Here is a 16,303-nt window from a genome sequence, read left to right on the forward strand (position 1 = left end):
GACCGCTCGGCCGGCCTGGTCAGGGCCTCGGCCCGCCCTGATCCGACCCCACCGGATCAGCCCCTGCCTACCCGGTCAGGCCCTCCGCGCGGCCCGTCGGCCGGAAGGCGGGCAGGGTGAACACCCGGGCCTTGCCGGACTCGGGCATGGTCTCGATCAGCGGCAGGACCAGTTCCCACAGGTTCCGCCGCTCCACGTCGAGGAGGAGTTCCGTCAGGTCGGCCTCCGGCAGCCCGGCCGCCGTCGCGGCGATCACCGTGCGGGACGCGGTCGGCAGCGCGTCCGCCAGCGGCAGGAACGCGCCCCACAGGCCGCTCGCCACCACGGCCCGCACCACGTCCGCGAGCAGTTCCGGATCGCGCAGCGCGGGCAGCGCGGCGACGGTGCGCAGCCGGTCGTCGTCGAGCAGCGCGACGAGCGGCAGCAGCTCCGCCCACAGCCCCTCGGCCGCGACGGTGGACACCAGGGACGCCAGTTCCGCCCGGGGCCGGTCGGCGGTGAGTTCCGCGATCTGGGTGCGCCGTTCGCCGGTGACCATGCCGGCCACGGCCAGCGTCTCCGGCCACAGCCCCGCGCCGGAGGCCGCCGCGACGACCCGGGCCAGCCGCTCCTGTCCCATCAGTTCGACGACCCGGCCGAGCCGGTCGCGCCGGTCGATGAGGAAGCCGGTCCGCAGCACCGCCGCGTCGTCGACCCGCGGGATGATCCGGAGCAGCGCGGAGTCCCGTACGTGTCCGACGAACCGCCCCATCGTGAGGTGGTCGCCGCGCCCCGCGAGGGCCACCGCGATGCGCACGAGGAGGTCTTCGTCGAGCCGGTCGACGATGCCGGGGATGCGGCGCGGGTCGAGGTGGGCGCAGGCCTCCGCGGTGAAGGCGACCGGCAGCCGGTCGATGACGGCGGCGGCCCGCGCGGGTTCCATCCGGCCCGCGACGGCGCCGGCGAGCCGCGGCCCGAGCGCCTTCTGCGCGATGGCGGCGGAGACGGTCGCGGGCACCAGCCTGGTGGCGGCGGCGATCCGGTCGATCATGTCGGGCGCCCGGTCGAAGAGCGCGGCGACGGCCTGTTCACGGAAGCGCCGCAGGTCGGCGGCGGACCGTCCGTCGAGGAAGGAGAGCGTGCCCGGGGCGACGGCGAGCACCCGCTCGATCTTGAGGACTTCTGCGCGGCACTGGAGCGCCTCGGAGCCGTTCACGGTCGGGAGCCTCCTGACGGGCGGAACAGGACCCTGCGGACGGGGCCCCTGGCCAGTGCGGGTACCAGGGTGAGGGCGTTCTCCGCGGCCTCGTTCAGACCGGCGGCGCGGCTCTCGTGCTCGCGGCGCAGCGCGTCACTCAGCACGGTGAGCTGCCCCGCGGCCAGTTCGGCGAAGGCGGCGGGAGGCCGGACGCCCAACTCCTGACTCAGTTGTGCCAGTTCCCCCGGCTCCCCCGGTCCTCCCGGTCCTCCCGGTCGCGACAACGCTTCGGTGCTCACAGATCCTCCCGTGACCTCGAGTGCGGGAAGGGTGACTCCGCCCGAGCCCGACCCTCGACTGACTTCGGGTCAATAGTGGGCCGGGCCGAGGGGCGTCCACCCCGCCTCGGGGTGGAGGTGTCGTGGCTTTACTGTGTGCCGCATGAAACGCGCCGGATGCCTGCTTCTCTCCTTCATCGCCGTGGCTCCCGCCGCCACGGTGGCGTTCTCTGTTCTGTCGCCCGGTGGCGAGAGCGAGGGCTCCTCGGCCCGTCCCTCGGCGTCCGCGTCGGCGCGCTCCCCCGAGTCGGACGAGTCGGCGGCCGAGCGCAGGGCCGACGACAAGATGATCGCGAGCCTTCCGCCGGGCCTGGCCGCTCCGGCGAAGAAGGAACTGGCCCAGCAGCTCGTCGCCAGCGCGGAGAACTCCACTCTCGACTGGCGCAGCGCCTACGCCTACATAGAGGACATAGGCGACGGGCAGGGCTACACGGCCGGCATCATCGGTTTCTGCAGCGGCACCCACGACCTCCTGACCCTGGTCGAGCGCTACACGAAGAGCCACCCGGACAACGGCCTCGCCCGCTATCTCCCCGCCCTGCGCGAGGTCGACGGCACCGACTCGCACGAGGGCCTGGACCCCGGCTTCCCGGCCGCGTGGAAGAAGGAGGCCACCCGCCAGGCCTTCCGTGACGCCCAGGACGGCGAACGCGACCGCGCCTACTTCGACCCCGCGGTCCGCCTCGCCAAGCTGGACGGCCTCGGCACGCTGGGCCAGTTCATCTACTACGACGCGATGGTCTTCCACGGCCCCGGCACCGGCCCCACCGGCTTCTACGGCCTGCGCGAGGCGACGATCAAGGAGGCCGACACCCCGTCGCAGGGCGGCAAGGAGGCCTCGTACCTCGACATCTTCCTCGACCTGCGCCGCAAGGCGATGCGCACGAAGAAGGCGGGCATCGACACCAGCCGCGTCGACACGGCCCAGCGGCAGTTCCTCTACGACGGGAACCTCGCCCTCAGGACGCCGCTGACGTGGCAGGTGTACGGGGAGACGTACCGGGTGCGGTGAGGCGGGAGTTTCCACGGCGCACCCGTGCAACCAAACGTGAAGATGGTGTGTCTAAAGCGTGAAACACGCGTGCGCATCGCGCTCACGGCGCTCGCTCGCGACACTCAACCCCGTCTCCACGCACGCCCGTTAAGGAACAACATGCAGATACGTCCGACCCTGGCCGCCACCTCCGCGCTCTCCGTCTCCGCGCTGGCGGCCGCGGCCCTGCTGACCGCGGCCCCCGCGCACGCGGGCACCGAGTACAGCTCGGCGCTGAAGGTGCGCGGAGTCCAGTACGACGCCCCGGGCAGGGACGACAACCGCTGCTCCGGCGGCAACACGTCCAAGGAGTACGTGACCGTCAAGAACTACTCCAGGACCGCGACGGTGAACCTCAAGGGGTACGTGGTCAAGGACAAGACCGGCAACAGGTTCACCTTCACCAAGAGCCACACCCTCGAGCCCGGCGACTACGTCCGCCTGCGCGGCGGCAAGGGCACGGACTCGGACGCGAAGAACGTCGTGTACCGCAACAACTGCAACTTCATGTGGAACAACGACAAGGACACGATCTACCTCTACAAGCCGTCGGGCGCGCACGCGGACACCCACGCGTACACGAAGTCGGGCAACGACCGTGACGGGAACGGATACATCGGCTTCCACAACTGAGTCACACCGACACCCGGGCGGCCACCCTCGCGCGGCCACCCGGGTCACGACTCGTCGAAGCGGCCCGCTGGCTGGGCCTCGTCGGGGTGCTCGCCGTGGCGGCGGCCGTCGTCACCACCTGGGTCGCCCCCGCCAAGTGACCGTCCCCGAACGCACCGCGACGCCCGCCCAGTCGTCCGGTCGGGGACAGTGGGGCGAGCGTCGCGCTCTGTTCCGTACGCCTTTGTACGGGACGTTTTTTGGGGGGCGTCAGACCATGAGGGCGCGGTCCGTCGGCTTGATCGGGGCCGGCAGGTCCGAGGCGCCGGTCAGGAACCGGTCGACGCCGCGGGCGGCCGAGCGGCCCTCCGCGATGGCCCAGACGATGAGCGACTGGCCGCGGCCGGCGTCGCCCGCCACGAAGACACCGGGCACGTTCGTCTGGAAGTCGGCGTCGCGGGCGATGTTGCCGCGCTCGTCGAGGTCCAGGGCGAACTGCGAGACCAGGCCGTTCTCCTGGTCGGTGCCGGTGAAGCCCATGGCCAGCGTCACCAGCTGGGCGGGGATCTTGCGCTCCGTGCCCGGCTTCGGGGTCAGCTTGCCGTCGATGAACTCGACCTCGGTGAGGTGCAGCCACTGGACGTTGCCGTCCTCGTCGCCCTCGAAGTGGGTCGTCGAGACGGAGTAGACCCGCTCGCCGCCCTCCTCGTGGGCCGAGGTGACCTTGTAGAGCATCGGGAAGGTCGGCCACGGCTGCGAGACCGGGTTCCGGTCGTCGTTCGGGCGCGGCATGATCTCCAGCTGCGTGACCGAGGCGGCGCCCTGGCGGTGGGCGGTGCCCACGCAGTCGGCGCCGGTGTCGCCGCCGCCGATGACGACGACGTGCTTGCCCTCGGCGGTGATGGGGGGCTGCACGAAGTCGCCCTCCTGCACCTTGTTGGAGAGCGGCAGGTACTCCATGGCGAAGTGGATGCCGTTCAGCTCGCGGCCCGGGACCGGCAGGTCGCGGGAGACCGTGGCACCGGCGGCGACGACGACCGCGTCGTGGCGCTTGCGCAGCTTCTTGGCGTCGAGGTCGCGGCCGATCTCCACGCCCGTACGGAACTTGGTGCCCTCCGCGCGCATCTGCTCGATGCGGCGGTTGATGTGGCGCTTCTCCATCTTGAACTCGGGGATGCCGTAGCGGAGCAGGCCGCCGATGCGGTCGGCGCGCTCGTAGACGACGACCGTGTGGCCGGCCCGCGTCAGCTGCTGGGCGGCGGCGAGTCCCGCCGGGCCCGAGCCGATGACGGCGACGGTCTTGCCCGACAGGCGCTCGGGGATCTGCGGGGCGACGTCGCCCCGGTCCCACGCCTGGTCGATGATCGAGACCTCGACGTTCTTGATGGTGACGGGCGGCTGGTTGATGCCCAGCACACACGCCGACTCGCACGGAGCGGGGCACAGCCGGCCCGTGAACTCCGGGAAGTTGTTCGTGGCGTGCAGGCGCTCCTGCGCGGCCGACCAGTCCTCGCGGTACGCGTAGTCGTTCCACTCGGGGATCAGGTTCCCCAGCGGGCAGCCGTTGTGACAGAACGGGATGCCGCAGTCCATGCAGCGCGAGGCCTGCTTGCTGATGATGGGGAGCAGCGAGCCGGGAACGTAGACCTCGTTCCAGTCCCGCACGCGCTCGCCGACCGGACGGGTCTGGGCGACCTCGCGCCCGTGGTTGAGAAAGCCCTTGGGATCAGCCATTGGTCGCCGCCTCCATCATCTTCTCGGTGATCTCGTTCTCGGAGAGACCGTCTCGCTCGGCGGCGTCCTTGGCGGCGAGCACTGCCTTGTACGTGCTGGGGATGATCTTGGTGAAGCGGCCCACGGCCACGTCCCACTCGGCCAGGAGCTTCTCGGCGACCGTGGAGCCGGTCTCCTCCTGGTGGCGGCGCACCACGTCGTGCAGCCACTGCTTGTCGGTGTCGTCCAGGGCCTCGACGGCGGAGACGCTCGCGGCGTTCACGTTGTCGGTGTCCAGGTCGATGACGTAGGCGATGCCGCCCGACATGCCGGCCGCGAAGTTGCGGCCCGTCTCGCCGAGGACCACCGCGTGACCGCCGGTCATGTACTCGCAGCCGTGGTCGCCCACGCCCTCCGAGACGACCGTGGCACCGGAGTTGCGGACGCAGAAGCGCTCGCCGGTGCGGCCGCGCAGGAACAGCTCGCCGCTCGTCGCGCCGTACGCGATGGTGTTGCCGGCGATCGTCGAGTACTCGGCGAGGTGGTCGGCGCCGCGGTCCGGGCGGACCACGATGCGGCCGCCGGACAGGCCCTTGCCGACGTAGTCGTTGGCGTCGCCCTCCAGGCGCAGCGTGACACCGCGCGGGACGAAGGCGCCGAAGGACTGGCCCGCCGAGCCGGTGAAGGTGATGTCGATGGTGTCGTCGGGCAGGCCCGCGCCGCCGAACTTCTTCGTCACCTCGTGGCCGAGCATGGTGCCGACCGTGCGGTTGATGTTGCGGATGGCGACCTGGGCGCGCACCGGCTGGGCGTCGGCCTGGTCGTTCGCCGCGAGGGCGTCGGCGGCGAGCTTGATCAGCTCGTTGTCGAGCGCCTTCTCCAGGCCGTGGTCCTGCGTGATCAGCTGGTGGCGGACGGCGCCGTCGGGCAGCTCGGGCACGTAGAAGAGCGGCTCCAGGTCGAGGCCCTGCGCCTTCCAGTGGGTCACGGCCCGCTCGGTGTCGAGGAGTTCGGCGTGGCCGACGGCCTCCTCGATGGTGCGGAAGCCCAGCTCGGCGAGGATCTCGCGGACCTCTTCGGCGATGAACTCGAAGAAGTTGACGATGTACTCGGCCTTGCCGGAGAACCGCTCGCGCAGCGTCGGGTTCTGGGTGGCGATGCCGACCGGACAGGTGTCCAGGTGGCAGACGCGCATCATGACGCAGCCGGAGACGACGAGCGGCGCGGTCGCGAAACCGAACTCCTCGGCGCCGAGCAGCGCGGCGATGACGACGTCGCGGCCCGTCTTCAGCTGGCCGTCGGTCTGCACGACGATGCGGTCGCGCAGGCCGTTGAGCAGGAGGGTCTGCTGGGTCTCGGCGAGGCCCAGCTCCCAGGGGCCGCCCGCGTGCTTCAGCGAGGTGAGCGGCGAGGCGCCCGTACCGCCGTCGTGGCCGGAGATCAGGACCACGTCTGCGTGCGCCTTGGAGACACCCGCGGCGACCGTGCCGACGCCGACCTCGGAGACCAGCTTCACGTGGATGCGGGCCTGCGGGTTGGCGTTCTTGAGGTCGTGGATCAGCTGAGCCAGGTCCTCGATGGAGTAGATGTCGTGGTGCGGCGGCGGGGAGATGAGGCCCACGCCGGGGGTGCTGTGCCGGGTCTTGGCGACCCAGGGGTAGACCTTGTGGCCGGGCAGCTGGCCGCCCTCGCCGGGCTTGGCGCCCTGGGCCATCTTGATCTGGATGTCGTCGGCGTTGACCAGGTACTCGGAGGTCACGCCGAAGCGGCCGGAGGCGACCTGCTTGATCGACGAGCGGCGCGCCGGGTCGTACAGGCGGTCGGCGTCCTCGCCGCCCTCACCGGTGTTGGACTTGCCGCCGAGCTGGTTCATCGCGATGGCGAGGGTCTCGTGGGCCTCGCGCGAGATGGAGCCGTACGACATGGCGCCGGTCGAGAACCGCTTGACGATCTCGGAGACGGGCTCGACCTCGTCGATGGAGATCGGCTGCCGGGCCACACCCTCGCCGCTCTTGAATCCGAACAGGCCGCGCAGCGTCATCAGGCGCTCCGACTGCTCGTTCACCCGGCCCGTGTACTTCTTGAAGATGTCGTAGCGGCGCGAGCGGGTCGCGTGCTGGAGACGGAAGACGGTGTCCGGGTCGAACAGGTGCGGCTCGCCCTCGCGGCGCCACTGGTACTCGCCGCCGATGTCGAGGGCGCGGTGCGCCGGGGCGATGCCGGAGGCGGGGTAGGCCTTGGCGTGGCGGGCGGCGACCTCACCGGCGACGACGTCGAGACCGGCGCCGCCGATCTTGGTGGTGGTGCCGTTGAAGTACTTCTCCACGAAGGCCTCGTCGAGACCGACGGCCTCGAAGACCTGGGCGCCGCGGTAGGAGGCGACGGTGGAGATGCCCATCTTGGACATGACCTTGAGGACGCCCTTGCCGAGCGCGTAGATCAGGTTCCGGATGGCCTGCTCGGCCTCTATGTCGTTGAGGAACGTGCCCGCGCGGACCAGGTCCTCGACCGACTCCATCGCCAGGTACGGGTTGACGGCCGCGGCACCGAAGCCGATGAGCAGCGCGACGTGGTGGACCTCGCGGACGTCACCGGCCTCGACCAGCAGGCCCACCTGGGTGCGCTGCTTGGTGCGGATGAGGTGGTGGTGGACGGCGGCGGTGAGCAGCAGCGACGGGATCGGCGCGTGCTCGGCGTCGGAGTGCCGGTCGGAGAGCACGATCAGGCGGGCGCCGGCCTCGATGGCGGCGTCGGCCTCGGTGCAGATCTCGTCGAGGCGGGCGGCGAGCGCTTCGCCGCCGCCGGAGACCCGGTAGAGGCCGGACAGGGTCGCGGCCTTCATGCCGGGCATGTCGCCGTCGGCGTTGATGTGGATGAGCTTGGCCAGCTCGTCGTTGTCGATCACCGGGAAGGGCAGGGTGACCGAGCGGCAGGAGGCGGCCGTGGGCTCCAGGAGGTTGCTGCCCGGGCCGAGCGAGGAGCGCAGCGAGGTGACGAGCTCCTCGCGGATGGCGTCCAGCGGCGGGTTCGTGACCTGCGCGAAGAGCTGGGTGAAGTAGTCGAAGAGGAGCCGCGGGCGGGCCGAGAGGGCCGCGATCGGGGTGTCGGTGCCCATCGAGCCGATCGGCTCGGCGCCGGCCTTGGCCATCGGCGCGAGGATGATGCGCAGCTCTTCCTCGGTGTAGCCGAAGGTCTGCTGGCGGCGCGTGACGGAGGCGTGCGTGTGCACGATGTGCTCGCGCTCGGGCAGGTCGGAGAGCTCGATCTCGCCGGCCTCCAGCCACTCCGCGTAGGGCTGCTCGGCGGCGAGGCCGGCCTTGATCTCGTCGTCCTCGATGATGCGGTGCTCGGCGGTGTCCACGAGGAACATGCGGCCGGGCTGGAGGCGGCCCTTGCGGACGACCTTCGCCGGGTCGATGTCGAGGACGCCGACCTCGGAGCCGAGGACGACGAGGCCGTCGTCGGTCACCCAGTAGCGGCCGGGACGCAGACCGTTGCGGTCGAGAACGGCGCCGACCTGGACGCCGTCGGTGAAGGTGACACAGGCCGGGCCGTCCCAGGGCTCCATCATCGTGGAGTGGTACTGGTAGAAGGCGCGCCGGTCCGCGTCCATGGAGTCGTGGTTCTCCCACGCCTCCGGGATCATCATCAGGACGCTGTGCGGAAGCGAACGTCCACCGAGGTGCAGCAGTTCGAGGACCTCGTCGAAGGACGCCGAGTCCGACGCGTCCGGCGTACAGATCGGGAAGATCCGGTCCAGGGTCGCCTGCGAGGAGCCGAACAGCTCGGAGGCGAGCTGCGACTCACGGGCGCGCATCCAGTTGCGGTTGCCCTTGACGGTGTTGATCTCGCCGTTGTGGGCGACGAACCGGTAGGGGTGCGCGAGCGGCCACGACGGGAAGGTGTTCGTCGAGAAGCGCGAGTGGACCAGGGCGATCGCCGACGCGAAGCGGCGGTCGGACAGGTCGGGGAAGAAGGGCTCCAGCTGGCCGGTGGTCAGCATGCCCTTGTAGACGATCGTCCGGGCGGAGAGCGACGGGAAGTAGACACCGGCCTCCCGCTCGGCGCGCTTGCGCAGGACGAACGCCTTGCGGTCGAGCGCGATGTCGGTGGCGGAACCGGCGGCGTCCGCGACGAAGATCTGCCGGAACGCCGGCATCGTCGAGCGGGCGGTGGCGCCGAGCAGCTGCGGGGCGACGGGGACCTCGCGCCAGCCGAGCACGTTCAGGCCCTCTTCACCGGCGATCGTCTCGATCTGCGAGACGAAGGACTCGGTGCCGGTCTCCGGCAGGAAGGCGATGCCGACGGCGTACGCTCCGGCCGCGGGCAGGTCGAAGTCGACCGCCTCGCGCAGGAAGGCGTCCGGAACCTGGGACAGGATGCCCGCGCCGTCGCCCGAGTCGGGCTCGGAGCCGGTGGCACCGCGGTGTTCCAGATTGCGCAGAACGGTCAGCGCCTGCTCGACCAGCGTGTGGCTCGCCTCACCGGTGAGGGTGGCCACGAAGCCGACGCCGCAGGCGTCGTGCTCGTTGCGCGGGTCGTACATGCCCTGGGCGGCAGGGCGAGCATCCATGTGCGACCAGTTCTGGCCGGCGGAATGCTGGGACGGCTGGCGCGGCGTACGCATCGGCTCTCCCGTCGTCGTCGTGGCATTTTCAAGTGCCGAGGGACGACGTTGGCCCTCTGCTGGTATTGCGAAATACGTGCTGCTGCAAAATTTCACGCAGGTTACATGATGAAGCGAATCCCGAGAAGTGGATAGTTCGTTCCAGCATGCGGACGCCAGGGGTGGCGGCGGAAGGCGGCCCGGCGGGCAGATCGATGTCCGGAAAGAGCCGACGGTGCGCCGCGGGCCTCATTGCCCACAGCGCTTACGGCTCATGCCCCGTGGTCAAGTACTCGAAACCGTCCAGTAACGACTACTTATGCAAGGCCCTGTATAGCCATCATCCGGCCGTGACCTGGCGACCGTCAACCTATCGCCGTACCGAAAAGGCTGCCCAGGAGATAGGTCACACCCGCCGCGGCCCCGCCCAGGGCCAACTGCCGCAGTCCGCTGAACCACCACGAGCGGGCCGTCACCTTGGCCACGACCGCGCCGCACGCGAAGAGCCCGACGAGCGCCAGCACGACGGCCGGCCACAGATCGCTCGCACCGAGCAGATAGGGCAGTACGGGGATCAGGGCCCCCAGCGCGAACGCCCCGAAGGAGGAGACCGCGGCCACCGTCGGCGAGGGCAGATCCCCCGGGTCGATGCCCAGCTCCTCGCGGGCGTGGATCTCCAGGGCCTGCTCGGGGTCCTTGGACAGCTGCTCGGCGACCTGGCGGGCGAGCTCCGGCTCGACACCGCGCGAGATGTACAGCTCGGCCAGCTCCCGCTCCTCGTCCGCCGGGTGTTTGCGCAGCTCACGCCGCTCGACGTCGAGTTCGGCCTCGACCAGCTCCCGCTGGGAGGCGACGGAGGTGTACTCGCCGGCCGCCATGGAGAAGGCACCGGCGGCCAGGCCCGAAAGGCCGGTGATGATGATCGTCTGCTGCGCGACGGCGCCGCCCGCGACACCGGCCATCAGCGCGAAGTTGGAGACCAGACCGTCCATCGCGCCGAACACCGCGGGGCGCAGCCAGCCGCCGTTCACATCGCGGTGCGTGTGGTTGTCCCGGTGCGCGTCGTGGAGCGTCGCCTCGGTCTCGATGATGGCCATGTCGCTGATCCCCGTCCCCTGTGCCGCCTGTGGTCCTTGCTCTCTACGGCCTCGAAAGTACGCGCGAAAAATCGCCGCCGCTAGCAAGGAAGGCCGTACTTACCTGCGCTTTTGCGCCCTGCGCAACGACGTCGCGGCGGACGCCCCGGGATCACTCGTGAGATGGATCACGCGATCGGCGCGTTGACCGCCGGGGAAACATGGTCGCAATATCTGTAAACGTTTCCAGATGCGGGAAACGTTTACAGGAGCCGGGATCTCCCGGACAGGACCGGCACAACCGACGTATGGGGGCAGCGCGATGGGTACGAGCACGGGTCAACCGACGATCGTGTCGATCGCGGAGCGCGCCGGTGTCTCCATCGCCTCCGTCTCCCGCGTCCTGAACGGCGTGGGGGCCCGCCGCGACACCGTCCTCAAGGTCGAGCGCGCCGCCGCCGAACTCGGCTATGTGCCGAACGCGGTGGCCCGCTCCCTCAAGGGCGGCCGCACCCGCCAGCTCACCTTCGCGATGCCCGACATCGGCAACCCGGTGTACGTGGCGATGGTCCGCGCCATCCAGACCGTCGCCAAAGCCGCCGGTTACCGGCTGCTCCTGCACTCCACGGACGCCGTGGTCGACGACGAGCTCGCGGTGCTGCGCAGCCTCGGCGACCGCACCAGCGACGGACTCATCCTCTGCCCCATCCGCATCACGGACGCCCACATCGAGGCGCTGCGCACCGCCGCGGGCCCGGTCGTGGTCATAGGTTCGCTGCCCGACGGAGTGCCCGTGGACAGTGTGCGTGCCGACTCCGTCGCGGGCGCCGCGCTCGCCGTGCGCCATCTGCACGACACGGGCCGCCGCCGGATCGCCTTCGTCAACGGCCCCGCGGACACGGTCCCCGGCCGGAACCGCGACGAGGGCTACCGGGCGGCGCTGGCCGACTGCGGACTCGTATACGACCCGGACCTCGTCGTGCACACGGACTTCGGCATCGAGTCGGGTGCCGAGGCCGCCGACCGGCTGCTCGCGGAGGGCCGCCCCGACGCGGTCTTCTGCGCCAACGACCAGCTCGCGCTCGGCGCCGCCCGCGCCCTGCACGCCCGTGGCCTGCGCATACCGGAGGACGTCGCCGTCGCCGGGATGGACGACAGCATGCTCGCGCAGGCCGGCTGGCCACCGCTGACCAGCGTCGACCTGGGCTCCACCGAGCGCGGTCGGCGCGCCGCCGAACTTCTCCTGAACCGTCTCGACCCCGCCGAGCCGGTGACCGAGACCGCCACCCCCCGCTCCACCACCGCCCCGCCCCGCCTCGTCGTCCGTGCCTCCACGGGCCGGGCGGCGCCCGACAGTTGAGAGTCACGAGGTTCTCGCCATGAGTCTCACCGCCTCCCGGGACAGCGCCGTTCCGGGCAGCCGCGGCACACCGCCGCCCCGTACTCCGAACCAGCGCAAGCGTGCGCTGGGGCTGGACCGGGGCGCCTGGTTCCTGCTGCTCCCCGCGCTGATCCCGATCCTGATACTCAGCGTGGGCCCCCTTCTGTACGGCATCTCGCTCGCGTTCACGGACTCGCAGGCGGGCCGCACCGCGCCGACCCAGTTCGTGGGCCTGGACAACTTCCTGGACCTGCGCCACGACGGGCTGTTCTGGGAGTCGTTCCGCATCGGCCTGGTCTGGGCCGTGTGCGTGACGGCGCTGCAGTTCGTGCTGGCCCTGGGCCTGGCCCTGCTGCTCAACCAGAACCTGCGGTTCCGCTGGCTGGCCCGCACCCTCGCGCTCGTCCCCTGGGCGATGCCCGAGGTCGTCGTCGGCATCATGTGGCGGCTGGTCTACCACTCGGACGCGGGCGTGCTGAACAAGACGCTGACGCAGTTCGGGCTGATCCACGAGAACGTCGACTGGCTCTCGGACCTGTCCTACGCGCTGCCCGCGGTCATCGTGGTCGGCGTCTGGGCGGGCATGCCGCAGACGACGGTCGTGCTCCTGGCCGGTCTGCAGAACGTGCCGCACGAGCTGCGCGAGGCCGCCCAGCTCGACGGCGCGGGCCTGTGGCGCCGCTTCACCACGGTCACCTGGCCGGCGCTCAAGCCCGTCGTCCTCGCCGTCACCGCGCTGAACTTCATCTGGAACTTCAACTCCTTCGGCCTGGTGTACGTGCTGACGCAAGGCGGCCCGGGCGGCAAGACCCGGCTGCCGATGCTGTTCGCGTACGAAGAGGCCTTCAAGTACGGCCAGTTCGGCTACGCGGCCGCGATGGGCCTGGTCATGGTCGCGGTGATCGCGGTGCTGCTCACCGTGTTCCTGCGCAAGAAGCTGAAGGAGGACGTGGCATGAGCACCCCCCGCACGCTGCGCCGGACCGCGGGCCGCACGGGTCAGTACCTGGCCCTGCTCTGCTACATGGTCTTCCTGGCCTTCCCCTTCCTCTGGCTGCTCTCCACGTCCTTCAAGTCCGCTCAGGAACTGGGCTCGATCGACCCGACGTGGATCCCGCAGCATCCGAGCCTGGACAACTACCGCGCGGCCTTCGACGCGCAGCCGCTGCTGCGCTCGGCGCTCAACAGCCTCGTGGTCGCGGTCAGCGCCTCGGTGATCTCGGTCGCGATCGCGGTCCCGGCGGCATACGTGATGGTGCGCTACAAGACCCGGGTGAGCCAGGCGGGCACGGCCTGGATCCTGGTCAGCCAGATGTTCCCGTTCGTCCTGGTGATCATCCCGCTGTTCCTGGTCCTGAAGAACCTGCACATGATCGACAGCCTCCTCGGCCTGATCATCGTGTACGTCGTCTGGAACCTGCCCTTCTCCCTGTGGATGCTCCAGGGCTACGTCAAGTCGGTGCCGACCTCCCTGGAGGAGGCGGCGGCGATGGACGGGGCGAGCCGGCTGCGCACGCTCGTCAGCGTGGTCCTGCCGCTCCTCGCGCCCGGCCTGGTGGCGACGCTGATGTTCTCCTTCGTCACCGCCTGGAACGAGTTCTTCTTCGCCCTCGTGCTCCTCAAGTCCCCGGAGAACCAGACGATGTCGGTCATCCTCACCCGCTTCCTCGGCGCCGAGGGCGTCGCGGACCTCGGCCCGCTGGCCGCCGCCTCGGTCCTGGCCACCATCCCCAGCCTCGTCTTCTTCGCGCTGCTCCAGCGGCGCCTGGTCGGCGGCATGATGAGCGGGGCGGTGAAGGGCTGATGCGCAGGCGCACCTTCCTCACCGCCGCCGCGGCGGGCCTCGCCGCCACCGCCGTCGCGGGCTGCGGCGGCTCGGACTCCGACGCGGACGACGGCACGATCACCCTCGAATTCCTCAGCCTGGCCTGGCAGAAGGAGTCGGTCGACGCCAACAAGACGCTCGTCGCCCGGTGGAACAAGGCCCACCCCGACGTCCGGGTCAAGTACATCCAGGGCAGCTGGGACAACATCCACGACCAGCTCCTCACCTCCTTCGAGGGCGGCGAGGCGCCGGACATCTTCCACGACGACGCCTCCGACCTCACCGACTTCGGCTACGGCGGCTACCTCGCGGACCTGTCCCCCTATCTGCCCGAGTCCCTGAAGCGGGACATCCCGAAGGCGGCCTGGGCGACGACGACGTACGACGGCAAGATCTACGGCGTGCCGTTCCTCCAGGAGCCGCGCGTGATCATCGCCAACGCGAAGCTGCTCAAGGAGTCCGGCGTCCGTATCCCGACGGCCGAACGCCCGTGGACCTGGGACGAGTTCGAGGCCGTGGCCAAGCGGCTGACGCACAGCCGCAACCGCTACGGCGTCGCCTGGTCCATGAAGGAACCGGTCAGCCAGTCCGTCAACCTGTCCCTGTCCACCGACGGCCGGATCTTCTACAAGGACAAGGACGGCAAGAACGAGATCCGCTACGACGGTCCCGACTCGGCCATCGCCCAGCTGATCAACCGCCAGGTCAACCAGGACCGCACGGCCCCGAAGTCGGGCCTGGGCATGTCGGGCTCCGACACCCTGCCGGGCTTCTTCGCGGGCCGCTACGCGATGCTGCCGCTCAACTTCTCCTACCGCCAGCAGGTGAAGCAGCAGGCCCCCAAGGGCTTCGACTGGACGGTCCTGCCGATGCCCGCGGGCGCCGGAGGACTCGCCCAGGGCACCGCGCCGCAGACCCTCTCGGTCTCCGCGGACAGCAGGCACAAGAAGGCGGCCGCGGCCTTCGTCGCGTACCTCACGCAGGCCCGCCACCAGGTCCAACTGGCGCGCGGCGACTGGCTGTTGCCCACCAGCACCGAGGCCCTGAAGGATCCCGCGCTCACCACGACCGCGTACGGCTGGCGGACCGGCGCCGACATAGCGGCGTCCCTGCGCCCCTCCCCCGTCCTCGGGGTGCGCGGCTACGCCGAGTGGAAGGACAAGATCGCCACCCCGGCCTACCAGGAGTACTACAACGGCGGGATCGGCCTCGCCGACCTGCGCAGGCGCCTGGCCGGGGACGGCAACCGCATCCTCGACCGCTACCAGCGCTAGGCACGACCCGCACGACCCGCACGACCCCAGAAATGAGCACGAACACACCATGAGCGTCAGCGTCGACCCGGACCCTTCGGCCCGCAGGCTGCGCACGGTCCCGCAGCCCCCTCCCCCGGCCCCGATCTCGCTGCGCGACCGCGCTCGCGGCGCGCTCCTCGGACTCGCCGTCGGGGACGCGCTCGGCGCCCCCGCGGAGAACATGAAGCCGTCCCAGATCCGCGAACGCTGGGGCCGCATCGAGGGGTTCGTGTCGGAGAACCCGGCCGGCACGGACGACACCGAGTACGCGATCTTCTCCGGGCTGCTGCTCGCCGAGCACGGCGCCGGGCTGACGGTCGAGCACGTCGAGCGGGCCTGGCACACCTGGATCGCGGACCGCGACGAGGGCCCGTTCCGGGGCGCCGGGTTCAGTGAGCGCGGCACCCTGGAGAACCTGCGCCGGGGGCTCGCCGCGCCGATCTCCGCCCAGCACCGGCACGCCTGGAGCGACGGCCTCGCCATGCGCGCCGCGCCCTTCGGGGTGTACGCGGCCGGGCGCCCCGCCGAAGCGGCCCGGCTCGTGGCGATCGACGGCACGGTGTCGCACGACGGCGAGGGCATCCTCGGGGGCCGGGCCGTGGCGGCGGGGGTGGCGGCCGCCATGGTCAGCCACAGCCCCGAGGCCGTGGTGCAGGCGGCGCTCTCGGTGGTCCCCGACGACTCCTGGACCGCGCGGTCGCTGCACCGTGCGGTGTCGGCGGCGCGGCGGGCCCGGCGCGATCCCGAGGGCACCCAGCTCTCCATGGAGCGGGCGGTGCGCAAGGCGGTCGTCATCGGCGGGTACCCGTGGACGGACCTGGCGCCCGAGGCCGTCGGGCTGGCGTTCGGGGCGTTCGCGGTGGCCAGGGGCGACTTCCGGGAGTCGGTCCTGACCGCGGTGAACATGGGCCGCGACGCGGACACCACCGCGGCGGTGGCCGGGGCGTTGGCCGGGGCCCTGCGCGGGGAGGGGTCGATTCCGGGCGTCTGGTCCTCCGCGATCGGTCCCGTTCGCGGCAGTTGTCTGCCCTCCATGGCGGGCCGGCACATCCTGGACGTCGCCGACGAGCTGACTCCGCCCCCACCGGACCACGCCGGCGCGGTGGCCTGATGCCCCCTGAAGGCCTGCGCCGCACGCGCCTTCCCCTCGAAGCCCACCCTCCGCACAGCGCCCCTGGGCGAGCGGAGCTCGCTCCCAGGGGCGCGGGGAACCGCGCGAGAAGCCCCACCGGCCGTCAGCCGACGTAC

Annotated in this window: 12 protein-coding genes; 7 read left to right on the forward strand and 5 right to left on the reverse strand. The window is 70.9% G+C overall.

Annotation, left to right across the window (positions count from 1 at the left end; all coding sequences use genetic code 11):
- Positions 1 to 67: 67 nt before the first annotated feature.
- Together ABII15_RS10335 and ABII15_RS10340 are read right to left on the reverse strand one after the other, a co-directional pair.
- Entirely contained in the window at positions 68 to 1,195 is a 1,128-nt protein-coding gene (locus ABII15_RS10335; RefSeq protein WP_353941987.1) for a hypothetical protein, read from the reverse strand.
- Positions 1,192 to 1,395: a hypothetical protein gene (locus ABII15_RS10340; protein ID WP_353941988.1), complete on the reverse strand. Its 204-nt coding sequence runs from the start codon at positions 1,393 to 1,395 to the stop codon at positions 1,192 to 1,194. Before ABII15_RS10340 ends, ABII15_RS10335 begins: the two co-directional genes overlap by 4 nt.
- 223 nt (positions 1,396 to 1,618) lie before the next feature.
- On the opposite strand from ABII15_RS10340, the gene ABII15_RS10345 reads away from it, so the two are divergent.
- Both ABII15_RS10345 and ABII15_RS10350 read left to right on the forward strand, forming a co-directional pair.
- Positions 1,619 to 2,527, forward strand: a complete 909-nt coding sequence (locus ABII15_RS10345; RefSeq protein ID WP_353941989.1) for a chitosanase — start codon at positions 1,619 to 1,621, stop codon at positions 2,525 to 2,527.
- Positions 2,528 to 2,668: 141 nt separating this feature from the next.
- Positions 2,669 to 3,181 (forward strand): lamin tail domain-containing protein, encoded by a 513-nt coding sequence (locus ABII15_RS10350; RefSeq protein WP_353941990.1) that lies wholly within the window; start codon positions 2,669 to 2,671, stop codon positions 3,179 to 3,181.
- A 249-nt stretch (positions 3,182 to 3,430) separates the two neighbouring features.
- On the opposite strand, the gene ABII15_RS10355 is transcribed toward ABII15_RS10350, so the two are convergent.
- From ABII15_RS10355 to ABII15_RS10365, 3 genes are all read right to left on the reverse strand, one after another.
- A complete protein-coding gene (locus tag ABII15_RS10355; protein ID WP_353941991.1) occupies positions 3,431 to 4,894 on the reverse strand; it encodes a glutamate synthase subunit beta in 1,464 nt (487 codons plus the stop codon).
- On the reverse strand, positions 4,887 to 9,500 hold the full coding sequence (gltB, locus tag ABII15_RS10360; RefSeq protein ID WP_353941992.1) for a glutamate synthase large subunit: 4,614 nt from the start codon (positions 9,498 to 9,500) through the stop codon (positions 4,887 to 4,889). Before gltB ends, ABII15_RS10355 begins: the two co-directional genes overlap by 8 nt.
- Positions 9,501 to 9,844: 344 nt before the next feature.
- A complete protein-coding gene (locus ABII15_RS10365) occupies positions 9,845 to 10,576 on the reverse strand; it encodes a VIT1/CCC1 transporter family protein (RefSeq protein ID WP_353941993.1) in 732 nt (243 codons plus the stop codon).
- Between the two features lie 301 nt (positions 10,577 to 10,877).
- Here ABII15_RS10365 and ABII15_RS10370 point away from each other — a divergent pair, with 301 nt between their 5' ends.
- Genes ABII15_RS10370 through ABII15_RS10390 form a run of 5 tightly spaced genes read left to right on the forward strand, consistent with a single transcriptional unit; the run spans position 10,878 to position 16,166 of the window.
- On the forward strand, positions 10,878 to 11,915 hold the full coding sequence (locus ABII15_RS10370; RefSeq protein WP_353941994.1) for a LacI family DNA-binding transcriptional regulator: 1,038 nt from the start codon (positions 10,878 to 10,880) through the stop codon (positions 11,913 to 11,915).
- A gap of 19 nt (positions 11,916 to 11,934) precedes the next feature.
- Complete coding sequence (locus ABII15_RS10375; protein ID WP_353941995.1) at positions 11,935 to 12,894, forward strand: sugar ABC transporter permease; 960 nt, start codon at positions 11,935 to 11,937, stop codon at positions 12,892 to 12,894.
- Positions 12,891 to 13,739, forward strand: coding sequence for a carbohydrate ABC transporter permease (locus ABII15_RS10380; RefSeq protein WP_353941996.1), 849 nt, complete (start codon positions 12,891 to 12,893; stop codon positions 13,737 to 13,739). Before ABII15_RS10375 ends, ABII15_RS10380 begins: the two co-directional genes overlap by 4 nt.
- Positions 13,739 to 15,034 (forward strand): sugar ABC transporter substrate-binding protein, encoded by a 1,296-nt coding sequence (locus tag ABII15_RS10385; RefSeq protein ID WP_353941997.1) that lies wholly within the window; start codon positions 13,739 to 13,741, stop codon positions 15,032 to 15,034. The genes ABII15_RS10380 and ABII15_RS10385 overlap by 1 nt, the downstream gene beginning before the upstream one ends.
- A 49-nt stretch (positions 15,035 to 15,083) precedes the next feature.
- A complete protein-coding gene (locus tag ABII15_RS10390; RefSeq protein WP_353941998.1) occupies positions 15,084 to 16,166 on the forward strand; it encodes an ADP-ribosylglycohydrolase family protein in 1,083 nt (360 codons plus the stop codon).
- The last annotated feature ends 137 nt before the right edge of the window (positions 16,167 to 16,303 follow it).

The organism is Streptomyces sp. HUAS MG91, from assembly GCF_040529335.1.
Classification (GTDB): Bacteria; Actinomycetota; Actinomycetes; order Streptomycetales; family Streptomycetaceae; genus Streptomyces; species Streptomyces tabacisoli.

Excerpts from the sequence above, each read along its gene's own strand:
- ABII15_RS10375 (WP_353941995.1), top strand. The coding sequence starts at position 11,935 with ATGAGTCTCACCGCCTCCCGGGACAGCGCCGTTCCGGGCAGCCGCGGC.
- ABII15_RS10365 (WP_353941993.1), bottom strand. The coding sequence starts at position 10,576 with ATGGCCATCATCGAGACCGAGGCGACGCTCCACGACGCGCACCGGGAC.
- ABII15_RS10390 (WP_353941998.1), top strand. The coding sequence starts at position 15,084 with ATGAGCGTCAGCGTCGACCCGGACCCTTCGGCCCGCAGGCTGCGCACG.
- ABII15_RS10355 (WP_353941991.1), bottom strand. The coding sequence starts at position 4,894 with ATGGCTGATCCCAAGGGCTTTCTCAACCACGGGCGCGAGGTCGCCCAG.
- ABII15_RS10350 (WP_353941990.1), top strand. The coding sequence starts at position 2,669 with ATGCAGATACGTCCGACCCTGGCCGCCACCTCCGCGCTCTCCGTCTCC.
- ABII15_RS10370 (WP_353941994.1), top strand. The coding sequence starts at position 10,878 with ATGGGTACGAGCACGGGTCAACCGACGATCGTGTCGATCGCGGAGCGC.
- ABII15_RS10385 (WP_353941997.1), top strand. The coding sequence starts at position 13,739 with ATGCGCAGGCGCACCTTCCTCACCGCCGCCGCGGCGGGCCTCGCCGCC.
- ABII15_RS10380 (WP_353941996.1), top strand. The coding sequence starts at position 12,891 with ATGAGCACCCCCCGCACGCTGCGCCGGACCGCGGGCCGCACGGGTCAG.
- gltB (WP_353941992.1), bottom strand. The coding sequence starts at position 9,500 with ATGCGTACGCCGCGCCAGCCGTCCCAGCATTCCGCCGGCCAGAACTGG.
- ABII15_RS10345 (WP_353941989.1), top strand. The coding sequence starts at position 1,619 with ATGAAACGCGCCGGATGCCTGCTTCTCTCCTTCATCGCCGTGGCTCCC.